This is a genomic window from Shewanella seohaensis (assembly GCF_023283775.1).
Classification (GTDB): Bacteria; Pseudomonadota; Gammaproteobacteria; order Enterobacterales; family Shewanellaceae; genus Shewanella; species Shewanella seohaensis.
The window spans coordinates 175,253-195,852 of record NZ_JAKILE010000002.1 but is presented as its reverse complement, the minus strand read 5'-3'; the positions used below and the strand labels follow the sequence as shown (position 1 = coordinate 195,852).

Annotated in this window: 14 protein-coding genes; 4 read left to right on the top strand and 10 right to left on the bottom strand. The window is 49.0% G+C overall.

All coding sequences use genetic code 11. The annotated features are described in order from the left end of the window. The first annotated feature begins 231 nt into the window (after positions 1-231). Complete coding sequence (locus L2713_RS03010; RefSeq protein WP_248966892.1) at positions 232-1,236, top strand: LysR family transcriptional regulator; 1,005 nt, start codon at positions 232-234, stop codon at positions 1,234-1,236. A gap of 490 nt (positions 1,237-1,726) precedes the next feature. Next, the gene (locus tag L2713_RS03005; protein WP_248966891.1) at positions 1,727-4,015 is read left to right on the top strand and encodes an OmcA/MtrC family decaheme c-type cytochrome; all 2,289 of its coding nucleotides are present in this window, start codon (positions 1,727-1,729) and stop codon (positions 4,013-4,015) included. A gap of 92 nt (positions 4,016-4,107) precedes the next feature. On the opposite strand, the gene L2713_RS03000 is transcribed toward L2713_RS03005, so the two are convergent. From L2713_RS03000 to L2713_RS02965, 8 genes are all read right to left on the bottom strand, one after another. Next, positions 4,108-4,803: a DUF2982 domain-containing protein gene (locus tag L2713_RS03000; protein WP_248966890.1), complete on the bottom strand. Its 696-nt coding sequence runs from the start codon at positions 4,801-4,803 to the stop codon at positions 4,108-4,110. Positions 4,804-4,807: 4 nt separating this feature from the next. After that, positions 4,808-5,506 carry a YdcF family protein gene (locus L2713_RS02995; protein ID WP_248966889.1) on the bottom strand — a complete coding sequence of 233 codons (699 nt, stop codon included), beginning with the start codon at positions 5,504-5,506 and terminating at the stop codon, positions 4,808-4,810. A 143-nt stretch (positions 5,507-5,649) separates the two neighbouring features. Further along, on the bottom strand, positions 5,650-6,570 hold the full coding sequence (gene mak, locus L2713_RS02990) for a fructokinase (protein ID WP_248966888.1): 921 nt from the start codon (positions 6,568-6,570) through the stop codon (positions 5,650-5,652). 62 nt (positions 6,571-6,632) lie between these two features. Beyond that, positions 6,633-7,439, bottom strand: a complete 807-nt coding sequence (gene cysQ, locus L2713_RS02985) for a 3'(2'),5'-bisphosphate nucleotidase CysQ (protein WP_248966887.1) — start codon at positions 7,437-7,439, stop codon at positions 6,633-6,635. Positions 7,440-7,785: 346 nt separating this feature from the next. Beyond that, positions 7,786-8,865 (bottom strand): SDR family oxidoreductase, encoded by a 1,080-nt coding sequence (locus tag L2713_RS02980; RefSeq protein ID WP_380823541.1) that lies wholly within the window; start codon positions 8,863-8,865, stop codon positions 7,786-7,788. A gap of 37 nt (positions 8,866-8,902) precedes the next feature. Next, on the bottom strand, positions 8,903-9,661 hold the full coding sequence (locus tag L2713_RS02975) for a phosphatase (protein ID WP_248966882.1): 759 nt from the start codon (positions 9,659-9,661) through the stop codon (positions 8,903-8,905). 86 nt (positions 9,662-9,747) lie between these two features. Continuing rightward, on the bottom strand, positions 9,748-12,996 hold the full coding sequence (locus tag L2713_RS02970) for a DEAD/DEAH box helicase (RefSeq protein WP_248966880.1): 3,249 nt from the start codon (positions 12,994-12,996) through the stop codon (positions 9,748-9,750). Between the two features lie 183 nt (positions 12,997-13,179). After that, on the bottom strand, positions 13,180-15,003 hold the full coding sequence (locus L2713_RS02965; protein ID WP_248966878.1) for a DUF885 domain-containing protein: 1,824 nt from the start codon (positions 15,001-15,003) through the stop codon (positions 13,180-13,182). Between the two features lie 523 nt (positions 15,004-15,526). Here L2713_RS02965 and cspE point away from each other — a divergent pair. Continuing rightward, positions 15,527-15,736, top strand: a complete 210-nt coding sequence (gene cspE, locus L2713_RS02960; RefSeq protein WP_011623374.1) for a transcription antiterminator/RNA stability regulator CspE — start codon at positions 15,527-15,529, stop codon at positions 15,734-15,736. 387 nt (positions 15,737-16,123) lie between these two features. On the opposite strand, the gene L2713_RS02955 is transcribed toward cspE, so the two are convergent. Beyond that, on the bottom strand, positions 16,124-18,070 hold the full coding sequence (locus L2713_RS02955; protein WP_248966876.1) for a monovalent cation:proton antiporter family protein: 1,947 nt from the start codon (positions 18,068-18,070) through the stop codon (positions 16,124-16,126). Positions 18,071-18,240: 170 nt separating this feature from the next. Between L2713_RS02955 and dgcS the strand changes: the two genes are divergently transcribed. Beyond that, positions 18,241-19,131, top strand: coding sequence for a diguanylate cyclase DgcS (dgcS, locus tag L2713_RS02950; protein ID WP_086902381.1), 891 nt, complete (start codon positions 18,241-18,243; stop codon positions 19,129-19,131). A 50-nt stretch (positions 19,132-19,181) separates the two neighbouring features. Here the strand turns inward: dgcS and tilS are convergent, their stop codons facing one another. Further along, positions 19,182-20,579 carry a tRNA lysidine(34) synthetase TilS gene (tilS, locus tag L2713_RS02945; RefSeq protein ID WP_248966874.1) on the bottom strand — a complete coding sequence of 466 codons (1,398 nt, stop codon included), beginning with the start codon at positions 20,577-20,579 and terminating at the stop codon, positions 19,182-19,184. Positions 20,580-20,600: the final 21 nt, after the last annotated feature.

The window sequence follows — 20,600 nt, the reverse complement described above, 5'->3', positions numbered from 1 at the left end:
GCAAGTCAGCACGGTCAGCACCGCCATCATTGTCCACTTGAGCAAACAATCGTTAAGTAATTGTTAATTTAACGAGTAAGATCACAGTTACGCCGTACGGCAACTGCTAACCTAGCTTATCAGCGATGCATTTCGTGCATGATTTCTGCCGCTTAACAAAGTGTCCCCATGTGTCTTGCAAATAAGATCACTGGGCCATTGCAGACTAAGACTCATACAAGGCGAGACCAAATGAGCAACCCATTACTAAAACAAATCTGCGAACTGGATGTCTTCACCTTATTGGTATTTAAAAGCATTTTTGATAACGGACACGCAAATAGTGCCGCCAAAGCGCTCAATGTGTCGGCGCCTAAAATTAGCCGCTGCCTGAATGCGCTTCGCTTAACCTTTAATGATGAGCTGTTTTATCGCCGTCAACAGGGCTTGAAACCGACGCCCCTCGCCGAAAGTTTGTATGTCGCCATTTGCCAATTTACTGATTCGGTGTACTACCTAGAGCAATCGGCACTGCAAATTCAAAATGCGGCTAACCATGTTGAGCGGCCGCTCCATATCGCCGCGAGTAATGGATTATTAAGCTTTTTAGCGCCGCAGCTCAGTACACCCGAGGCGATAAGTGAACTAGGCCAAGTTAGGTTACATAAATGGCAGGAAAACAGTCCTGAGTTAATCCACGCAGGAGAATTAGACTTTGGCATCACCATAGAGCAGACCGACACCAAGGAGCTCTGTGTCTCCCGCTTAGGGTGTATTTCCAATGTCTATGTTGTGGCCTCAAAGCAGCATCCCCTTTGGGAAAGCCAGCGAGAAATCAGCTTAGAGCAAATCTGTCGTCATTCCTTTTTGTGCCTCGAGCTAAAAGGCTTTAATAGCCGTATTGATCCGCTAGAACTATTTTGCCAACGCCAAGGGCTGCTGCTGCCATCGATTGAAAGGGTGATCGATCGGGAAGAATGGTATGCCCACTTGCTGACCATGCAGAGCGTCGCCTTCTGCTCGAGTATCGATATGCATACGGTCAAGCATATGCCGGGGCTAAAATTGGCGCCGCTTCCGGTATCGGAGCAACACCGTCTTCATGAGACTATTATGCCACCGCAGTATTTTCTCGTTGAAAAGCCACGAAGCCACAGGCGCTATAGTCAAAATCAATGTGAATTAGTGGTCAGTTCATTATTAACCGCACTGACAGCACAGACGCCTCAAACAGCCAACCTACACGCTGCTCAGTAGCGCTTACAAACTAGCAATTCAGATAAAACTCAACACCCTAAAGCATGGACGCTTTTGACTGTTAACCATTCGATGTTAACCAAATGCATCGACTGTTAACTAACGGCATTTCGAGCCGGATTTTACCCCACATGCCCTAATCGCCCAGCTCGAAAAATGCGGTGTTCTTGACTCTTTTGTACCTCTTACCGAGAGCCATAAAAAGCCATACAAACAAGTTTCAACAGTTTCCTCCGTGAAAATTAATCGAAAATTAATCCGATTAAATCACTCAAAATAAAAACAAAATTTTGCTGCGCAGCTCATGTTTTTAGCATCGAATTCTAAATTGAGAAATATTCAATTTCACAATCTAGAATTACCGTTTTGCTGTGTTAAATCATCGTTCACATATCAGATACAAACTTATAAATACCACTTTATAAGTAAGTGAATAGACCTATAGTAGAGTCACTGCACACGCAGTCTTATAGAAAGAAAAAGGGACGCGATGATGAAAAACTACAATAAATCTCTACTGGCACTAGCACTCACTAGTGCCTTGTGTTTAACCGCCTGCGGGGACGGCAAAGACGGGCAAGATGGTGCACCCGGTACACCAGGAACTCCTGGAACGCCAGGTACACCTGGCACACCTGGTTTACCCGCTGGCTCGTTTGCTAAAACCGCTGAATCTATAACCGATCTGAAATTTACCCTCAGCCCTGCAGACATTAAAGTCACTAGCAGCGAAGGCTTTAGTGTCAAATTCACCTTAACCGGAAAAAGCTCTGGCAAAGATGTGCCCTTTATGGGACTCGACAAAATTGCCCTTTATTCATTAACGGCGAATGAAAACACCTCTGGCACGGGCGCTCCCATTCAGTGGCAAAACAATGCCATGGCAAACAATGCGGGCAGCTCATTAACTTGTACACTCAATGGCCTAAACGGCACTAAGAATGCGTGTACATTAACTGAAGATACTGAAAATCCAGGTAGTTACACCGCAACTTGGACCTATGATAGCGCTGCGCCCATCATCAATCCAAACGATAATCCAAATGCGGTGCACAGAGTCTTCGTTCGCGCTTACAACATTGTCAACGCTGCTGGCGTAGCCTTGTCAGATAAAGTGCTCTCAGTACCTGTTGATTTTATCCCTGCCACCGATGAGCTCGCCGCATCAGGCAAAGACACAGTATCGAGCGCTGCATGTAAAAACTGTCACGGTGAAGTGGATGGCCATATCGCTAAGATTGAAGCCCACCATAACTACCAAGACGTTAAAAACTGCGTAACCTGCCATAACCCAGACCAAGTCCCAAGCGATGCGCAACTCGCAGAAGGTTGGGTATTCGATTTCGCGCCGATGATCCACCGTATCCATGCCGGTGAACACAATGCAGACTACCTGTCTGGCGAAGCGAAAGAATACTTCGGTGAAATTGGTTTCCCATCAGACTTGAAAGAATGTAAATCCTGTCACGATGGTGCACCAAGCTATAACACCAATATCTACGCTCAGGCTTGCGTGGGTTGCCATATCAATGTCAACTTCGCAACCGGTGAAAACCACTCAGAATTTGGTTTAGCTCAAGCAGATGACACTCAATGTAAATCCTGCCATGGCAGCGGTAGCTTAACGCCAGAAGCGGTTCACAGTGTCGGTAAACGTGCTGAATACGGCCCATTAATGACGGTCGACTTTACCAGTGCAACGCTGGGCACTTCAGCAACATTAGGTATGCAAACTCTGACATTGAAAGCCAATGTCACACTCAATGGCGCACCTATTGCCGATGGTACTAGCCTAAAAACCTACAATGCCACCAGCAACCCAACAGGTATGTTTGCGGCAAACGGTCTGCTACTGGGTAATGTCGCTACAGATGGTACTGTATACTCATGGCGCGATGTTAAGCCTACAGCCATCAGTCTGAAACTGGAAAACGGTACCCTATCAGGTGGTGTATTAACCTTCGTGAAAGATATTCCAGATGCACAAGCAACTGGCACTATCTACGTTGGTTCTGAAGCCAACTTCTGTGCGAAAGCAGGTAAAGCCGTGAGCTGTAATACCGACGGACTTGAATATGGCCCAACTAGCCCTGTAGGTAACATTTCTGCGGTTAAATTCTTCAACTTAAGCGGTGGCACTCCAGCCGTAGCTCGTATGAAGGATCCAGCGCGGATTACCGTTGAAGAAGCAAAATGTAACGCTTGTCATGGCAGCTTGGACTATGCGAAAGGCTACAGACACGGGGTTTACACCTTCGATCAATGTATGAACTGTCACAACGATACCACTGGCGCTTCTGGCCATGGTGCAACAGGCTACAAAGGCGAAGATGGCAAGTTAGTCGTTAATCCTGATGTAACTTTCAACAACAAAGATCTGTTCACCGTGGCTCACCGTTTCCACAGTGGTAACTTTGGTGTTGTCGAAGGCATCTTCCGCAATGCAGCTGGTGAACTAGAAGGTTATCCATCACCTGAAACCGCATGTTCTGCCTGTCACAAAGATGGTGCAACGCTGTTCGCAGCTGATGGCGGCTTAACTTCTGGCAAACGTTCTATCAAAGTGGGCAGCAACTACATTAGCCCAGTGGCTGAATCATGCCGCACCTGTCACGCTCACTCAGATGCAGCAGCAGTAGCTCACTTTAGAAGTAATGGTGCGATTGTTGAAGCGGATGCAGTAACTGATCCTAACCTACCAGTAGAATCATGCGCGACCTGCCATGCTGAAGGTAAAACCTATGGCATAGATAAGGTACACGCAGAGGTAGCACACTAGTACTAGTACCTCCGGGTTGCCCCCTGCACAACCCGAACTTCCTCTCTGCAACTTATTGGGGCTCCTTCGGAGCCCCTTTTTTATCCATACTTTTAATGAGTTGTGGCATCAATTTGAGTCGCACTTTGTGCGATACGTTGCCTTAAGAGCTTAATAAATTCTCTCGGGTCACGGTCTAAACTGTCGTGGGGAATATAGAGATGGTAGCCAAGGTGAGTATTAAGCATCACGCAGCGATGACCAAACATCGCCAACACGCCGCGGTAACGGTCTCCCTCGATGACGAGCGGGCTAAATTCGGCGCCAAGATAGGTTTCTAAGGTCGCCAAATCTTCCTGCTGTGAAGCTGCAGTCACCAATAACGGCCGCTGCTCAGTCAATAAACCCGCCGCAAGGCGCAATGAAATATTATCGAGGATCGGATTTAGCTGCTTGAGCCTAATGCCAATATAGGAAAGCTCAATAGTATCAACACCCTGAGTGACTCGAGGAATATCTACCCGTTGAATGTTGCTCCAGTTTATTGCGACTTTGCCGCGGCGATGAAAATAGGTCAGTCCCTGTTCATCCATGCTCAAGGTGGTCTCAGGTTCATAGACCTTCGCCAAGCCCAATATCAACGCAATCGCACCTAAGCTGAAAAACACTAAGCCCACGGCAAATAGCTCAGGAAGTAGTACAAATAGGCCAAAGCCTAAGACAAAGGCACTGGCGCCCACAATCGTTAAGGTTACACCATTACGTTTTGAGAGCGGGCGAACCGAGACAACATCGGACTCTAGTGTCATATTTTTATTCCTGCTTAATCCAGAGCCATAAACGGCCTATGTATTCATGTATCGCCCGTTGCGAAGCGAGCAAGTTATCCGCAGTCAAGCGCCAGTAGAAACCGTCTCTAGCCCTAAAATCCGTCGGTGCGGCGCTCGCCGTTAATCCTTGACCGCTAAAAATCGCCATCGACCTTGGCATATGGGAAGCCGAGGTAACTAATCGTACAGCTTGATTACCTAAGTGTTCTTTAAAATAGTGCGCTTCTTCAATCGTGTCGCGCGGCAGGGGCAATTGAACGATACGTGATGCATCGACACCGAGTTCAACCGCAGCCTTGGCCATCACTTCGGCATGGGGATGCTGCGTTAGTTCGCCCTCCCAACCACTGACCACTAAAGTGCAGTCTTGACCTAATTGGAGTTGCCTTAGCCCTTCCGTTAGCCGCGCTAAGGCGACCGTCGATAAAGATTGTACCGCCGTTGCACCTTGGATATCGGCATGCCCAGAGCCCAACACCATAACCACACAGGTACCAGCAATAGGCGTGGAATTAATGGGATATTGAGTCTCGAGCGGTTTAACGAGATAGTCGACACTCAATTGACTGCTGAGTACTAAGAGCAGCGAAAACGCACCGCCAATGGCCAATTTTGCTAACCTAGGTTTGCGCCAAACCAAAAAAGATAGCAGTAATAACAATAGGATAAATGGAATAGGCATGATTGCCTGAGAGACAACTTTCTTAACCCAAAACATGCGTTAGTGCCCAATTATTCAAAGGAGCGCAATCATAACATCAAAAGAAAGCAAAACGCATCGCCAAGGCGATGCGTTGTCACGAGGGAAAACCTAACGTTACTGGGTTATTTTTCCCATAACCAAGCGGCGCCGCGCACACCTGAAGAGCAGCCATAAAGGTTCTGTACGACAGGCGTTCGACACTCTCTTCCCACAACATAACGAGTTAATAATGCAGGTAATCTTGGATAAATCGCCTCAATATTAGACATGCCACCACCGAGGACAATCGCATCCGGGTCGAGCATATTAATCACATGGGCGAGTGAGCGCGCGAGTCTATCCATGTAACGATCAAAGGCCGCGATGGCCATTTCATCCCCCGCATCGACTAAGGCCATGATCTCAGTGCCTGATTTAGCGGGCGCAGCTTGGGCATTCACCGCACGGCTTAGGGCCTCGTTGTAATCGCGAACAAAGCCAGTGCCCGAAATAAAGGTCTCGATACAATCAGGATTACCGCAGAAACAACGGGTAGTATTAAACTCCTCCTTGGTCATCCAAGGCAGCGGATTATGGCCCCACTCACCGCCAATGCCATTACCACCCGCGTGGACTTTACCGTTAATGGCTACACCCGCACCGCAGCCCGTGCCAATGATCACCCCAAACACCACAGATTTTCCCGCAGCAGCGCCATCGACGGCCTCGGATACCGCAAAACAGTTGGCATCGTTAGCAACCCGCACTTCACGGCCGAGCAGCTCCCCTAAATTCACATCGAGGGGATGACCGTTGATCCAGGTCGAGTTGGCATTTTTGACTAATCCTGAATAGGGAGAGATGACTCCTGGGATCCCCACGCCAACCGTGCCCTTTTCACCTAAGGTCGCTTCGGCCTCATTCACTAAATCGACGATGGCATTCAGGGTGCCCTGATAATCCCGAGGGGTATTGATACGCTTACGAAAAAGTTCATTACCTTCCTCACTTAAGGCGACGAGTTCTATTTTTGTGCCACCTAAATCGATGCCCATGCGTATCATGAATGACTTACTCCACTGTTATTCGACCAAGGCGCCAGTACAGACGCCCTTGGCATTGTTCGTTATTCTGCCCAGCCTGGCGCCGTGGCAATAAAATAAGGGTTTAATATGTCAGGTTTTTGATTGTAGGTTAAGGGTAAACCTGAGTCATAACACACAACTTTGCCGCCTGCGCTTTCCAGCACAGCCTGCGCGGCTGCCGTATCCCATTCGCTCGTAGGCCCTAATCTGGGATAGAGATCGGCCTTGCCCTCTGCCAACATACAAAACTTCAGCGAGCTTCCCACGCTTAACATCTCGTGTTGACCGAAATCCTTTAAATATTCCGCCACATCAGGGCTTAGATGCGAACGACTGCCGACAACAATTGGCACTTCTCTTGGCAGGTTACAGCCCTGTAGCTCTCGCTCTTGTTGCCCATCCTGTCGCCAAGCGCCTAAGTGTCTGGCGCCAAAATAGACAGTATTGAGCACGGGCGCATAAACCACACCCGCAATAGCAACCCCTTGATGGATAAGCGCAATATTGACGGTAAACTCACCATTTTGCTTAATAAATTCCTTAGTGCCATCCAAAGGGTCAATCAGCCAATAGGTCTGCCAGTGTTGACGTTCATCCCAGCCAATATCTGCCGCTTCTTCCGACATCACGGGAATGCCCGCAAATTGCTCGGTAAGCTGGGCTAAAATAACGTTGTGAGCCGCCAAATCGGCCGCCGTCACAGGGCTCTCATCACGCTTTTGCGTAACGGCAAAATCCTCTTGGGCATAAATTGCCATGATGGCGTCGCCTGCCGCATGGGCAATCTTCACCACCCGCAGTAAATCGGCCTTCGAAAAATGCGCTGCCATCGCTGTATTATCTGTCACTTAGCCACCTGTATTCGATTTGCTTTTCGGCATTATGCCACTGGCAGCAATTGATAATTAAGAACAAATTCATCATATATCGAGCAAAATCGACTAAGGCACTGACAAATTCACTCAGGCGCAAGGCTTACGCCACGGGCATAAACGCTAAATAAGTCGAGTCTAAGCCAAGCTGAATACGCTGAAAAGAGTCATTGTCTAGGCTGCATTCGTATTCACAGCCTTGAAAACACTGCAAAGATGAGAAAGAAAACGACGGAGTAAGATGAGGCCACTTGAAGCTAACACTTGTCTTAGACCAAGACTAAGGGCTTTATCTGCAACCATTTATTATGAGAGATAACGCTTAATGAACTTGCGCGGCATAATCCTCAAGCATGGCCTTAAGCTGCCACCGCCAGTCACGCCACAGCTCGGAGCTATGGGGTAATGCAATATTTTGTCCAGTTAAGCACTGGCGTACTCTACCGCTATTTAGCCCGCTGTAACTGGGTCTTGGTGCCAGTTTATTGCCTTTCTCAAGCGCTTTTGCCGCATAACTTAGGCTATCTATGGCGCTAATTGGCACGGCTTTATCTAATAACTTCAGTGCCAAGGCTTGGCGCTGGATTTCGAGGGCAAATTCATACCAACTGCATTGCCCCTGCCCGGCATAATGGAATAATCCAGATCCGCAACCGACGTTTAACGGACTCGCTATCAACAGCCAAATAAGATGCGCAAGTGCATCTACCCATGTTGGCGAACCTATTTGGTCGTTTATCACTGTAAGTGGCTGAGCATCTGACGCAGTGGCCATCAACCTCAGCATGGTTTTCACAAAATTATGCCCATCGACACCGTAGAGCCATGCGGTGCGAATAACCACCGCGCGCTCAGCCAAGATGCGCAGTACCGCTTGCTCTCCCGCGAGTTTACTCTGACCATAGACGGACAAGGGCGCAGGCGTGGCGTTTTCGGTTAATCCGCGTTCAATTAAGCCGCTTTCAGTTAAGCCACAATTGGTTATCCCGCACTGATTTAATGCCTGTGCAGCAGCCTCCACTGGCTCGCCACTAAAGACATAATCGCTGGAGAGATGCACCAAACGCGCGCCCGAGAGCGCACATTCGCTTGCCAATAACTCAGGCCCTAGGCTATTGACACGATAAGCCTCATCGGCCGCAGTTTCCGCCCTATCGACCGCATTATAGGCGGCGCAGTTGATCACCCACTCAGGTTTAAAACGGGCAAAGGCAGCTTCAACGCTCTGTCTATCTGCGATATCTAACTGGGCATGGCTTAGCGCGTGCACACGAAAGACGCGACCATCGAATCTATATGCTGCCTTGGAAAGCGTACGTAATAGAGCCTTAGCGAGTTGGCTATCTGCGCCAGTTAACAATACTGTTACTGTCGATTCTGGCTCACCATTAGGCGCATTCATCGCCTTGATATTCTTTTGCATTCTTAACGTCGGCGCCTCAAGCGATATCCTCGTTAAACAGCGGCATTAAATCGGCAACGCTTTTATGTCCCCGCTGAGTTAAAAAGTTAAGCAGCGCCATCGGCGAGCGGTTGAGTAGCTTATCCTTTGGATAATCAACCGCTTCAATAATACTTAAGGCACGATCAAACCCGCCGAGACTAAAAGCTACATGGGAATCCGAGCCCATCACTAAGGTGGCCCCCAATTCTTTTGCCGCTTTGGCAATCGCGGTGCAGTTAGCTTCGCTGCCCTTGCGAGAGACTTCAAAGGAGGAATTATTGATTTCAAGCGCTACACCATATTCGGCGGCAGCTGTGACTACAGCTTCAATATCAATGGGATAAGCAGGATTACCCGGATGGGTAATAATATCGACCTTGCCGCTTTTAATGGCGTTAATCATCGCCTCGGTATGGGCGGCCTTATCCGAGGGCGGAAATACTGGTTCATGGAACCCTGCCAACACAATATCGAGCTGCGACAGATAATCGCCAAAGTAATCGATTTCACCTTCGCGGTTTTTAATATTGGCTTCGATGCCGCGTAAAATCCCCACGCCATCAACCATACGCGGAAGCACACGTAAATTCACAAAATGCCAAAAATGCGGTGCATCCGCCATCGCCGGGCCATGGTCGGTAGTGGCAAACAGCCGGATCCCCTTTTGCTTCGCCACCGCCAAATAATCGTGGATAGTGCTATAGGCGTGGGTTGATGCCACGGTATGAGTATGGGTATCGACTGGGTACTGCATGGGTCACCTCTGTCTTGTACTATTGCGTTCTGACTATTGTGATCTGTATGCGTTAACCATTAGTCGGTTAACGTTCCTTAACTCAGCTAGTGGAATAGCGAGAGCAATTCATCGGCACTGCCTTGCCACGCGCCTTTGCCTTTTCCTTCGAGAATACTATCTGCTAAACCTTGCTTATGCTGCTGCATTTCTTGGATTTTCTCTTCGACCGTGCCTTCGGCAATCAGCTTGTAGACGAACACTGGATTTTCTTGGCCAATCCGGTGCGCCCTGTCTGTCGCTTGCTTTTCTGCCGCCGGATTCCACCAAGGATCGTAATGGATAACCGTATCCGCCGCGGTGAGATTAAGCCCTGTGCCCCCCGCCTTTAAGCTGATTAAAAATACTGGCGTATCGCCTTCTTGGAACTTATCAATTTGCCCCTGACGCAACCGTGTTTGCCCCGTCAGTTTGCTATAGTCGATGTCGAGGGATTGCAGCAATTCCTCAATTAACAGCAACATACTGGTAAATTGGCTGAAGATTAAAATCTTGCGACCTTCCTGCACCATTTCCGGCAGGTTTTGGCTCAGCCAGTTTAGCTTGGCATTATTCTTAACCTTTTGCGCCTGTTCGAGTTTGACTAATCGCGGATCGCAGCAGGCTTGGCGCAATTTGAGTAAGGCATCTAAAAACTCGATATGGCTGCCCGCCACGCCTTGGCTTGCAAATAATTCTCGAATTTTTTTCTCCATACTCAGGCGAATACTTTCGTATAGATTACGCTGATCTTTTTCAAGCTCGAGGGTTTGGTAGATCTCGGTTTTAGGCGGCAGCTCAGTCACCACCTCGGCCTTGGTTCGCCTTAACACAAAGGGGGCGATACGTTGACTCAACACCTTCGCTTGCTCGCCATCGCCATAACGCTCAATCCGATAACGAAACGCCTTATTGAAATAGGCCGTTGTTCCCAAGAGTCCCGGTAAACAAAAATCCATCAATGACTTGAGTTCACCTAAATGATTCTCAAGGGGGGTGCCGGTAAGGCAGAGTCTAAACGGCGCTTGCAACGCCTTAATTTGCTGGCTCACTTTGGCTTGGGCGTTTTTAATCTGCTGCGCCTCATCGAGCACGATATGCTCAAACGGCTGAGTCTGGTAATAATCGTAATCCCGCACCATAAGGGGATAAGTTGTGACGACGACATCAAACTCGCTTAATCGCGATAACAGCGGCCCACGCTGGGCGCCATGGATCACCGCCAAACTTAACGACGGCGCAAACTTGGCCGCCTCCTTCGCCCAGTTCCCCACTAAACTGGTTGGGCAAATAATCAGGCTCGGCAGTCTTGGTTGCCCTGCTAATTTAGCCTCCTGCTGCTTTAACAGAAATGCCAAGGTTTGAATGGTTTTCCCAAGCCCCATGTCGTCGGCTAAGATGCCACCGAGTTGGTATTCCTTTAAAAAACAAAGCCAATTTAGGCCCTGCTGCTGATAAGCCCGCAGCTGTGCATTCAGTCCTGTCGGCGCGCTGACCGCAACCACACCATAAAATTCGGCTAACTTTGTCGCGAGTTGACGCACCCTTTCACCATTGAGCAGGCTTATCTCACTTTCGGCTAATTCATTGAGTAAATGCGCACGGTACTTAGGTAAGGCGATACTGTGGCCGCGATGCTGCTCAAACAACTCTTGAATAATGCTCATTAATGGCTTGATAACACTGGCTTTAATTTTAAGCCATTCGCCAGAGGGGCTAGGTAGCAATAACTCGGCATCATCGGCCGGCTCACCATGTTGTTTTAACCAAGTGGCCACCAGCGGCAACATAGGCAAGCGTTGACCATTGATATCGGCATGCAACGACAGGGAGAACCAGCCCTCTTGGCTGTCATCCAGCTCAACCGTTAACGGCGTATCAACCACCTTAAGGCTAAATTCTGGGACAAATCGCACCTCGATGCCTTGAGTTTGTAATTTTGGGACTTCTTCATCGATAAACGCTAGCCATTCGTGAATCGCATCGGGCAAGTGACCTAAGCTCCAGAGGGAAGCCCCATTTACAGCGCCCTCCAAGGAAAAGCGGCTAAAGCCTAGGGTTTGCAACTTTGATACGGCTTGCAGCTCTTCTTCAAGCGCGCGGTTAATTTGATAGGTAGTGCCGCCTTGAGTCACTAGGGTTAATGCTTCTTTGGCAGCATTGCCACTTAAGACGAGATCCCCGTAGACAAACTCCAGCGCCAGATAAGGCTGGGCGATGCGAGTCTCCGTTGCTGCTGACAGAGTACTGCCAGGTGGCATTGTGGCTGCGGGGACGACCTTAAGCGTCAAACGAAGCTGTAACTCATCTCTTAGCTCGACAAAATCAATCGCACTTGGCGGCGGCACAGTACGCGCCGAAAAATGCTTGATCAGTCGATGGCTCACCAATTCAACCTGAGTGCTCGGCACGGGCGGCATTTGGCTAAGTAGCCGCAGCTTATCGACGCTAATGTCGGTATCGATAGCGCCAATATGAAAATAATCCAGCTCGATATAGTAAGGCGGCTCTGTCGGCACGAGTTCCCAGTTATCCCGCTCGGGTAATACGAGGCGCATTTGCTTGTGTTCGCTGTCGATATCTTGCCAGAGAAATTGCGGTGTAATGGCCTCACCTGCAGTTAATGCGAGGCGGCTCTCCTCCCAGAAACAGCGCTCGGTGGCGAGCATTTTCTCAATCGCTACCGCCCCTAGCTGCGCCTTAAGATACAGGCGCGATGCGCCGTGGCGTCTGGTCGACATGATAAGATTTAAGATCAGCACATCCTCGGCGCCAATCCAAGCGGGCATATAATATTGCACGTCCGAGAGCGCAATCTTAGTGCCCTTGTTGTAACCACCCTTCTTGCCAAGCTTGCCACGCCTAAGCTCGATAAACACCCCGTTATCGTCCTTTGAAAGGATATACAGCACCCTGTCATCGTAGAGGGATTCGACATCATTCACATTGGGGTCATCGGCTTCATCGAGCAGGTGTAACCACTGGGCAATACGTTGGTCCTCAACGGTCTTATCCGTAAGCAGACTGTAGAGCACCGCGGCCATATGCTTGCAGTTACCGCTAGCAGGGCAGGAACAAAAGCCATTCATCACTAGCTTATGATTGACACTGACCAGACGAATATCCTGACGATAGGGCGTGGTTTCCGTGCCCGTGACTGTGCCTTCGATATGGCGAAAATCGGCATTGGCTTTCGCGCTTAACACCCTCCCCTGCATCACATAATCACGGGCGCGCATCAGTGTCGGCGGCGTGAATAAGGACTCAATAGCCGTTTGAGTCAATTGGATTGGCTCTTGGGGGGACAAGCGATTCATCTGCAAAACCTTGAAACTCAAAAATACCTCGACGGACAATAAACCATGATTGTCTAAGGCATTTATCAACGTGTAAGGGAGAATTGTATTGAAACCGAATGGGGAAAGCCAGAATAGGACTCACATACGAGAGCCGGATAACATACCCGCAGGCTCAGCTGCGGGTCGTTAGCTTACGCAAGCTTAGGCTTGGCTGCGTTTTTCGGCGATATAACGGTCCACTAATTTTTCTAGAATATCTAAGGGAACGGCACCATTTTTCAGCACTACATCGTGAAAATCCCGTAAATCGAATTTATCACCTAGGGCTTGTTTGGCTTTTTCCCGCAGCTCGAGAATTTTCATCATGCCCACCTTATAGGCCGTCGCTTGGCCGGGCATAACGATATAACGCTCGATTTCTGCAGTCACGTCGCGGTCGGACATACCAGTGTTTTGTTTCATATAGTCAATGGCTTGCTCACGGGTCCAGCGGCTATGGTGAATTCCCGTATCGACAACCAGGCGCACGGCCCGAAACAGCTCCGCCTGTAAGCGACCGATATTGTCGAAGGGATCTTGCTGAAAACCGAGTTCCCAGGCTAAACGTTCAGAATAGAGTGCCCAACCTTCGATATAGGCCGTAAACGGCGCCATCTTGCGGATCAGCGGTTGTCCTTCTAACTCCATCGCCACCGCGATTTGGAAGTGATGCCCAGGGATGCCCTCATGGTAAGCCAAGGTGCGCATGCCGTATTTAGGGGTCGCTTTGATGTCGAACAGGTTGGCGTAGAAACGTCCCGGACGACTACCGTCAATCGCCGGCTGCTGATAATAAGCGCCCGGTGCAGTTTTCTCTTTAAATTCAGGAATGCGCACCACTTCCATTCCCGCTTTAGGGCGAATACGGAAGGCATTGTCTAAGCCCGCATTCACTTCATCGAGGATTTTTTGGTAATCCACTAAGATCTGCGCTCGGCCTGCATCTGAATCTTCATAATAGAACTTTGGATCGGCGGCCAGCGCTTCGATTGCCACCGAGAATCCTTGGCTGGTGTCGTATCCCTGCGCGGCCAAAATCGTCATGATTTCGTCCTGAATACGGCTCACCTCGGCTAATCCCTTAGCATGGATTTCATCGGCGCTGTAATTTGTGGTGGTAAAAAACTTCAACAACTGCTCGTAGGCCACATCACCATTCGGCAAGGCCCAATAACCATCGTCCGTGCCTGCTTTGGCCTGTAACGCCGTGAAGTAATCGATAAAGAGTCGATATGCCGGTTTAACGTCGGACTCGATATTGGCTTTTGCCTGCGCGAGCAAACGCGCCTGTTCATCGGCACTGATTTGCGTGTCGGCGAGCTTAGTCTTAAAGGAGCTATAGAGAATATTGTCTTCGACGGGCGCGTTGATGAAGTCATTCATCTCGGTTAGCACCCGCTCAATCACAAACTTAGGCGGAATAATGCCCTTAGCCTCTCGAAGCTTCAGTCCTTCTAGGGTTTGGCCAAATTTAGTCTTCATCGCAATTAAGCGTGATAGGTAGTTTTCAGCATCTTCAACCGAGTGAACTTGGTGCTGCGCCTGCATAAAGCTTGGATAACCATTTTGCACACCAAACAACTGATTTACTGGATAATTGTGATAACGATAGGGTTCAGATGCCAAGGCAAAATCCGCCAGATACAGTGCGATGTCCTTCGAAATGCGCTGATTATCATCCAGATCGGTATCTTGGTAGCTGAGTAAGGTATCCCTTAAGGCACGGACTTGGGTAAAGGTTTTATCCATGGCCGCAGGGCTATCATCGTCGAGCAAGGCATTGTGACCAGTGATGCCAACGGATTCTAAAAATCCCAAGGAGGTTAAGGTCTCTGGGCTTTCGAATGCCATTTTGACCATGCTTCTATCTAAAAACGCACGGAAGAAAAAAGGCTTTTTCGCAAACCATTCATGGGCGGCGAGCGCCCCGAGCAACAGCACGATGGCGAGTGTGCCAAGTCCAATTCGTTTTAATACCGTTTTCAATATTCACGCTCCACTGGTCGTTATTATCAGCATCAATGGGACAATATCCCGAGCGAAAACAATACCACTACCAAAAATCAACAACAATTTAATAAAGTAACGAAAGATGACAACAAACCCATTCTCCGCGAGAAGATTAAAAGCGATTTTATTGCCACAATGAGTCTGGCTAATAAATTATTTTCACTTAGGACTTATGGATGCCGAAAACTGCTATCCTCATGAATACGTAAAGTAAAAATATTTATTTTTTCAATAACTTTTCATAAAAACTCAAATATGAAAGCCCTTATTAAAAATAAAGCTATACAAAAAGTCAGCGTATGTTATTCTGCGTCTTGGCCTGTGAGTCAGACCTATTTATAAGCAATATTATGTTTTTGAAAACCTTCGCTGTATCCTGCAATTTGTTTGCTGTCATGAAGCTTTCCACTCATAACTTATCATCGATGTAAATAATTCTATTTCTGGCTAAAGTCCCGCATTGTTGCGAATTATTTTTGATAAAAATTTGGAGACATTCATGTCTAAAACTACTGGTATAGTAAAATGGTTTAACGAAGACAAAGGTTTTGGTTTTATTTCCCCTGATAACGGTGGCGCTGACGCATTCGTTCACTTCCGCGCAATCGTATCTGAAGGCTTTAAAACTTTAGCCGAAGGCCAAAAGGTTTCTTACGAAGTCGAACAAGGTCAAAAAGGTCCTCAAGCTGCGAACGTTGTTGTTCTGTAATTAAACTCCCGTAAGGGATTAATTAACAACAAGTTTACAGACAAAAATGCCGACTCAGTGTCGGCATTTTTTATTGGTGTCTTTTGGGAATTCTCGTTTTTTTACCTAGTCGTAAACTCTACTAGGGCGTGTTGACGTTTCGAGATTAAATTTTGTTCGTTCTGGCAAGCTCGTGCTCGCGAAACGAGGAATGATGTGTAGTTATTCTACTCAAATGACGAGTGACAAAGAGCAAGGGCTTGCCAGACGAACCCTTCGGGCAGCATTTGGCTGGCTTTTTTGCTGCGTTATCGTCCGTTTATGTAGAATAACTACACTGCACGGACTTTGCCTTGCATAAAAGCCAGCCACATTGCTGCAAAAATAACCCTGAAACGTCAACACGCCCTAGCCATGTAATAATTTCGCTTCCGCTTTTTCTAATCTTCTAGGTTTACCCACAATCAGTAAAATATCACCTGCGCGAAATACCCAATCCTGCTCAGGATGTTCAACTTCGGCGCCGCTGCGGCGGATGGCTCTTAACTCTACCCGAAGCAATTCCCAATCGATATCGGCAACTTGCTTGCCCACGGCATCCGCGCCGCGGTGTAACAACACGGCATGCAGCGACTCTAAGGTAAAATCCGTTTCGGTACCCGAAAAGAAACCGTGTAAAAATTGATAATGATTGCGCCGCTCCGACTCCAGTCGCTTGAGGATCCGTGCCAGCGGCACACCACATTGATGCAGCACCTGCGAGACCAACATCAAACTGCCCTCGAGGGATTCGGGGATCACCTGATTCGCCCCCGCCTTTTGCAGCATATCTAATTCACTGTCATCGCGGGTTCTGACCAGTATTTTGGCGTCGGGCGCCAACTGCTTACACAGGGGTAAGGCTTCTTCTAAACTGCGGGTCTCACAGAAGGTGATCACGATCATTTTGGCGTGTTTAATCCCCACTTGCTTAAGGATCGCCCGCTTGCACACATCGCCAAAATAAATCGGCTCCCCCGCACGGCGCGCCTCAGACACCCGAGTGGGATCAAGATCGAGCACTAAATAAGGCACGGCTTCTGTCTTTAAAAACCGGGCTATGGTTTGACCAACCCGGCCGTAACCTAAAATCAGCACCAGATCGTGATCCTCGGTAATAATAGGCACCACTTCATCCACATGCCCAGACTGGCGGATCCCCAACAGCCACTTGGCAATATCCACGCTATGGCGCACCAACCAAGGGGCAATGCTCATAGACAATACCGCGACCATTACCAACATAGTGCTGGTCTCGTTACTCAATAGCCCATAACTTACCGCAAGGGCTAACACTACAAAACTGAATTCACCGACCTGTGCCAGACTCAAGGCCGTGCTGATGGCAATCCGAAAAGGCTCTCCGACCAGTCGCAATAAGCCATGGATAATCAGCGCCTTGCCAACGACTACCGCCAGCAGAATAAGTAAAATCTGCCACCAAAATTGAATAACGAGTGCGAAATCGAGCATCATACCGATGGAGATAAAAAACAGCCCCATGAGTAAATCGCGAAACGGCCGAATATCCGCCTCAAGCTGGCGGCGGTACTGACTCTCGCCAAGTAGCATTCCCGCCATAAATGCCCCTAGTGCCATAGACAAGCCTAACCACTGGGTAAAAGCCCCCGTGACTAAGGCCACTACCAACGTCGAGAGTACAAAGAGTTCATTGGAGCGGGATCTTGCCACCTCATCAAACAGTCGAGGTAAGGCCCATTTGCCTAAGGCCATCAGCAAGAAGAAAGCAAGAATCCCCTTCAGCAGCGCCAAGGCGATTGCCGCTAACATCAAGGGCTCATCATTCTGCCCGAGCAATGGCAGCAAAATAAGCAGAGGAACGACGGCTAAATCCTGAAATAACAACACACTGACCGACAGCTCACCATGGCGACGCCTTAGCCAGCCCTGCTCGTTAAGTAGCTTGAGTACAATCGCGGTGGAAGAAAGTGCAATCGCTGCGCCGATGACCAGAGATTCTACGCCATTCAAGCCGCAAGCTAACGCAATCAACATAGTCAACACTGTGGTCACCACCACCTGCGCGCTACCTAATCCAAATACGGTTCTGCGCATGGCCCACAGCCGAGGGACCGAAAACTCGAGTCCCAGTGTAAACATCAAGAGCACGACCCCAAGCTCGGCGACGGACTGCATTTGCTGCTGGGTAAACCAATGGAACCCACTGGGCCCACTCACCACACCGGTTAATAAATACGCCAAAATCGCCGGCAAGCCGATACGCCGCAGCAAGGCAATCGCAACGATCGCAATCACTAGCATCAGCAGTATCTGGATTAAGAAACCATGCTCCATAGGCGAGATAACTCCTGTCAAATAACTGGCGTGTCAAAAATATGGGAGTGCGCTTTAAGCTTAACTGAGTGACATACAAAGACAAATTTTATTAGCAAACAACACGGCACACATATTGCTTAACCAAGGTAACAGTTTTTATCGCCATTTCATTTGCTGGGGTAATCATAATGGACTTTGGCTTAGCGACAACCTTATATCCTGATGAATATAACTATCAAACAGAGGCATACAGTCCTGCATCTACGCCACTGGATTTAGTGCAAGTGATCCAGCAGCTGCACGCGAGCTTAGATCCGCGGACAGTCTTTGCCTGCTACGGCAAAGTGCTAGGACAACATCTGCCCGTCCAAGGTGTTCGCCTGCAAGCAGAACAACAAAAATTAAGTTGGGGTAAGCGTTATGGGATCAGTCTTAAACGACAGATCATCTGTGGCGGCACCCCACTGACACTGCAGTATCAACTGCTGACGCCGCTCACGCCTTCGCAAACCATTATCCTGCAAGAGATTGAGCCCTTGCTGCTGCAACCATTATTAAATGCCATGCAGTATCAAGAGATGTCGATGCAGGCGATGTTCGATTCCCTAACAGGCCTTGGCAATCGTCATTATTACACTCAAAGTTTAAAAAATGCGGTGGCCAGAGCCCACAGAAAGCAGGGCGCGGTGTCACTTATCGTATTGGATTTGGATAATTTTAAGCAACTTAACGATAGATATGGTCACAAATGCGGTGATTATATTTTGAAAGAGTTTGGAGACATTATCCGCAGCAGTATCCGCAGTACCGATCAGGCTTTCCGTATTGGGGGCGACGAGTTTGTGGTGATAGTGCAAGGTAATATTCATGCAGCGGGCTTACTGTGCGAACGTATTGTCACGGCGACCAATGCCCATGCAAGCTTCCATCAATTTGGCGTGAGCAGTAGCCTCGGGGCGGCTGAGGCGAGCGACACCATGGAAGCTGAACAACTCTATGAGCAAGCGGATAAAACCTTATATCAAGCCAAAGCTTCGGGCCGTAATTGCTACAAGTTAAGCCCAACCCAACTGTCTTAATCGAGCATGGATGCTGCTCACTGGCGATAAAGCATGGCAAATAGACTTTGCTATCCGATAGCCTGCCCATCAAACTTAAGCCCGACGTCATCCCCTTGGGCACAAAATGCCTTTTCGACCCAGAGTCCCAGCGCCATCACTAAACGCTCGTTATAGAACAAGAACCCCACCTCAGCACGTAACCATGGCGGCACAGCGCATTCTTGCCAGAGTTTTTTTAGCTCGCGCCCTTTATCGCGAAAATGCGGCTGACAGCGAAATTGTCCCGGCAGCTGATAACGCAAGCTCACCACCTCATCCGCATTGGGTAATCGCAGCCGAGGCCCCATGGTCGCTAAGGTAAATGGCGCCATTTTATCTTCAACCATTGTTGATGCTTGAGTCAGTAAAGCCAGAATATCTTGATGCAGTTCGCGCGCTGTGATTCGCGGCGCGGTGGATGCGGTGCTTAGCGTATCCAGATAAAGCGTGCCAGCAAAGCGGCGCAGCAGACAGTCACCAATCTGAAGCTGCACTTTGGCATCCTCTTTTGCCCCCATTAACTGCTGCAGAATTTGCTGTAGCTGTACATAGGAAGGCAAAGCAAAACCTTGGGATTCGATAAAGCCCCGCAGCAGTAATCCTTGCCATTCGCTGGTTTGCGTAGAGAGCGCATCAAGCTTAAGCACGGTTTGCTGGGTAAAGGGCGCCTCGGTTAACAGCTTAGGTAAACGCTCACTCACCTCGGCATCCACTATGGCCTGCTGCTCGGCGCAAAGCTGGGCGCTGCGACTTGCGGTGGTGGCGATACTGGGCCAACGTGCTTTTAGGCGTGGGATAATCTCGAGGCGTAAAAAGTTACGATCGTATTTATCGTCTTGATTACTTTCATCTTCGATATGCACTAACTGCTGCGTTTGGGCAAAAGCTTCAATCTGCTCACGGCTAATATCGAGTAAGGGACGCGCTTGCAGGCAAGCCCCCTTCTCGCCGAGTGAGAGCATTTGGATTTGCCCCATGGCGGCTAATCCTTTGGGGCCCTGACCGCGTTTGAGGGCGAGTAGAATCGTCTCGAGTTGGTCATCTTCATGGTGGGCGGTCAGCAGCACATCCTGAGGCTTAAGGTGCTGCAATATCGCCTGATAACGCATTTTTCGTGCCTCGGCTTCAACACTCACTCTCGGCCCTAGGGTCAGTTGCACCCGCTCGACCGTGATTGGCAAACCATAGCTGGCGGCGCGAGTTTGGCAGTGCTCGGCCCAAGCATCGGCATTAGGGCTCAAACCATGGTGCACATAAATCAGTTGATAATATAACTCGGGGTGATGTTTGGCGAATTCGCTCAAACCGTAGGCGAGCACTTCGGAATCGACGCCGCCGCTGTAAGCAAGGACTAACTTGCTCCCCGCTTGCTGCGGTAAGCTCGCTAAAAATCGCGCTATATGGGCACTCAGTTCCATCGCCGCCATTGCACTCACCCTATAAAATCC

Bases quoted from the DNA above. Each gene is read 5' to 3' on its own strand.
- L2713_RS03010 (WP_248966892.1), top strand. From the start codon at position 232: ATGAGCAACCCATTACTAAAACAAATCTGCGAACTGGATGTCTTCACC.
- L2713_RS03005 (WP_248966891.1), top strand. From the start codon at position 1,727: ATGATGAAAAACTACAATAAATCTCTACTGGCACTAGCACTCACTAGT.
- L2713_RS03000 (WP_248966890.1), bottom strand. From the start codon at position 4,803: ATGACACTAGAGTCCGATGTTGTCTCGGTTCGCCCGCTCTCAAAACGT.
- L2713_RS02995 (WP_248966889.1), bottom strand. From the start codon at position 5,506: ATGCCTATTCCATTTATCCTATTGTTATTACTGCTATCTTTTTTGGTT.
- mak (WP_248966888.1), bottom strand. From the start codon at position 6,570: ATGATACGCATGGGCATCGATTTAGGTGGCACAAAAATAGAACTCGTC.
- L2713_RS02980 (WP_380823541.1), bottom strand. From the start codon at position 8,865: ATGAATGCGCCTAATGGTGAGCCAGAATCGACAGTAACAGTATTGTTA.
- L2713_RS02975 (WP_248966882.1), bottom strand. From the start codon at position 9,661: ATGCAGTACCCAGTCGATACCCATACTCATACCGTGGCATCAACCCAC.
- L2713_RS02970 (WP_248966880.1), bottom strand. From the start codon at position 12,996: ATGAATCGCTTGTCCCCCCAAGAGCCAATCCAATTGACTCAAACGGCT.
- cspE (WP_011623374.1), top strand. From the start codon at position 15,527: ATGTCTAAAACTACTGGTATAGTAAAATGGTTTAACGAAGACAAAGGT.
- L2713_RS02955 (WP_248966876.1), bottom strand. From the start codon at position 18,070: ATGGAGCATGGTTTCTTAATCCAGATACTGCTGATGCTAGTGATTGCG.
- dgcS (WP_086902381.1), top strand. From the start codon at position 18,241: ATGGACTTTGGCTTAGCGACAACCTTATATCCTGATGAATATAACTAT.
- tilS (WP_248966874.1), bottom strand. From the start codon at position 20,579: ATGGCGGCGATGGAACTGAGTGCCCATATAGCGCGATTTTTAGCGAGC.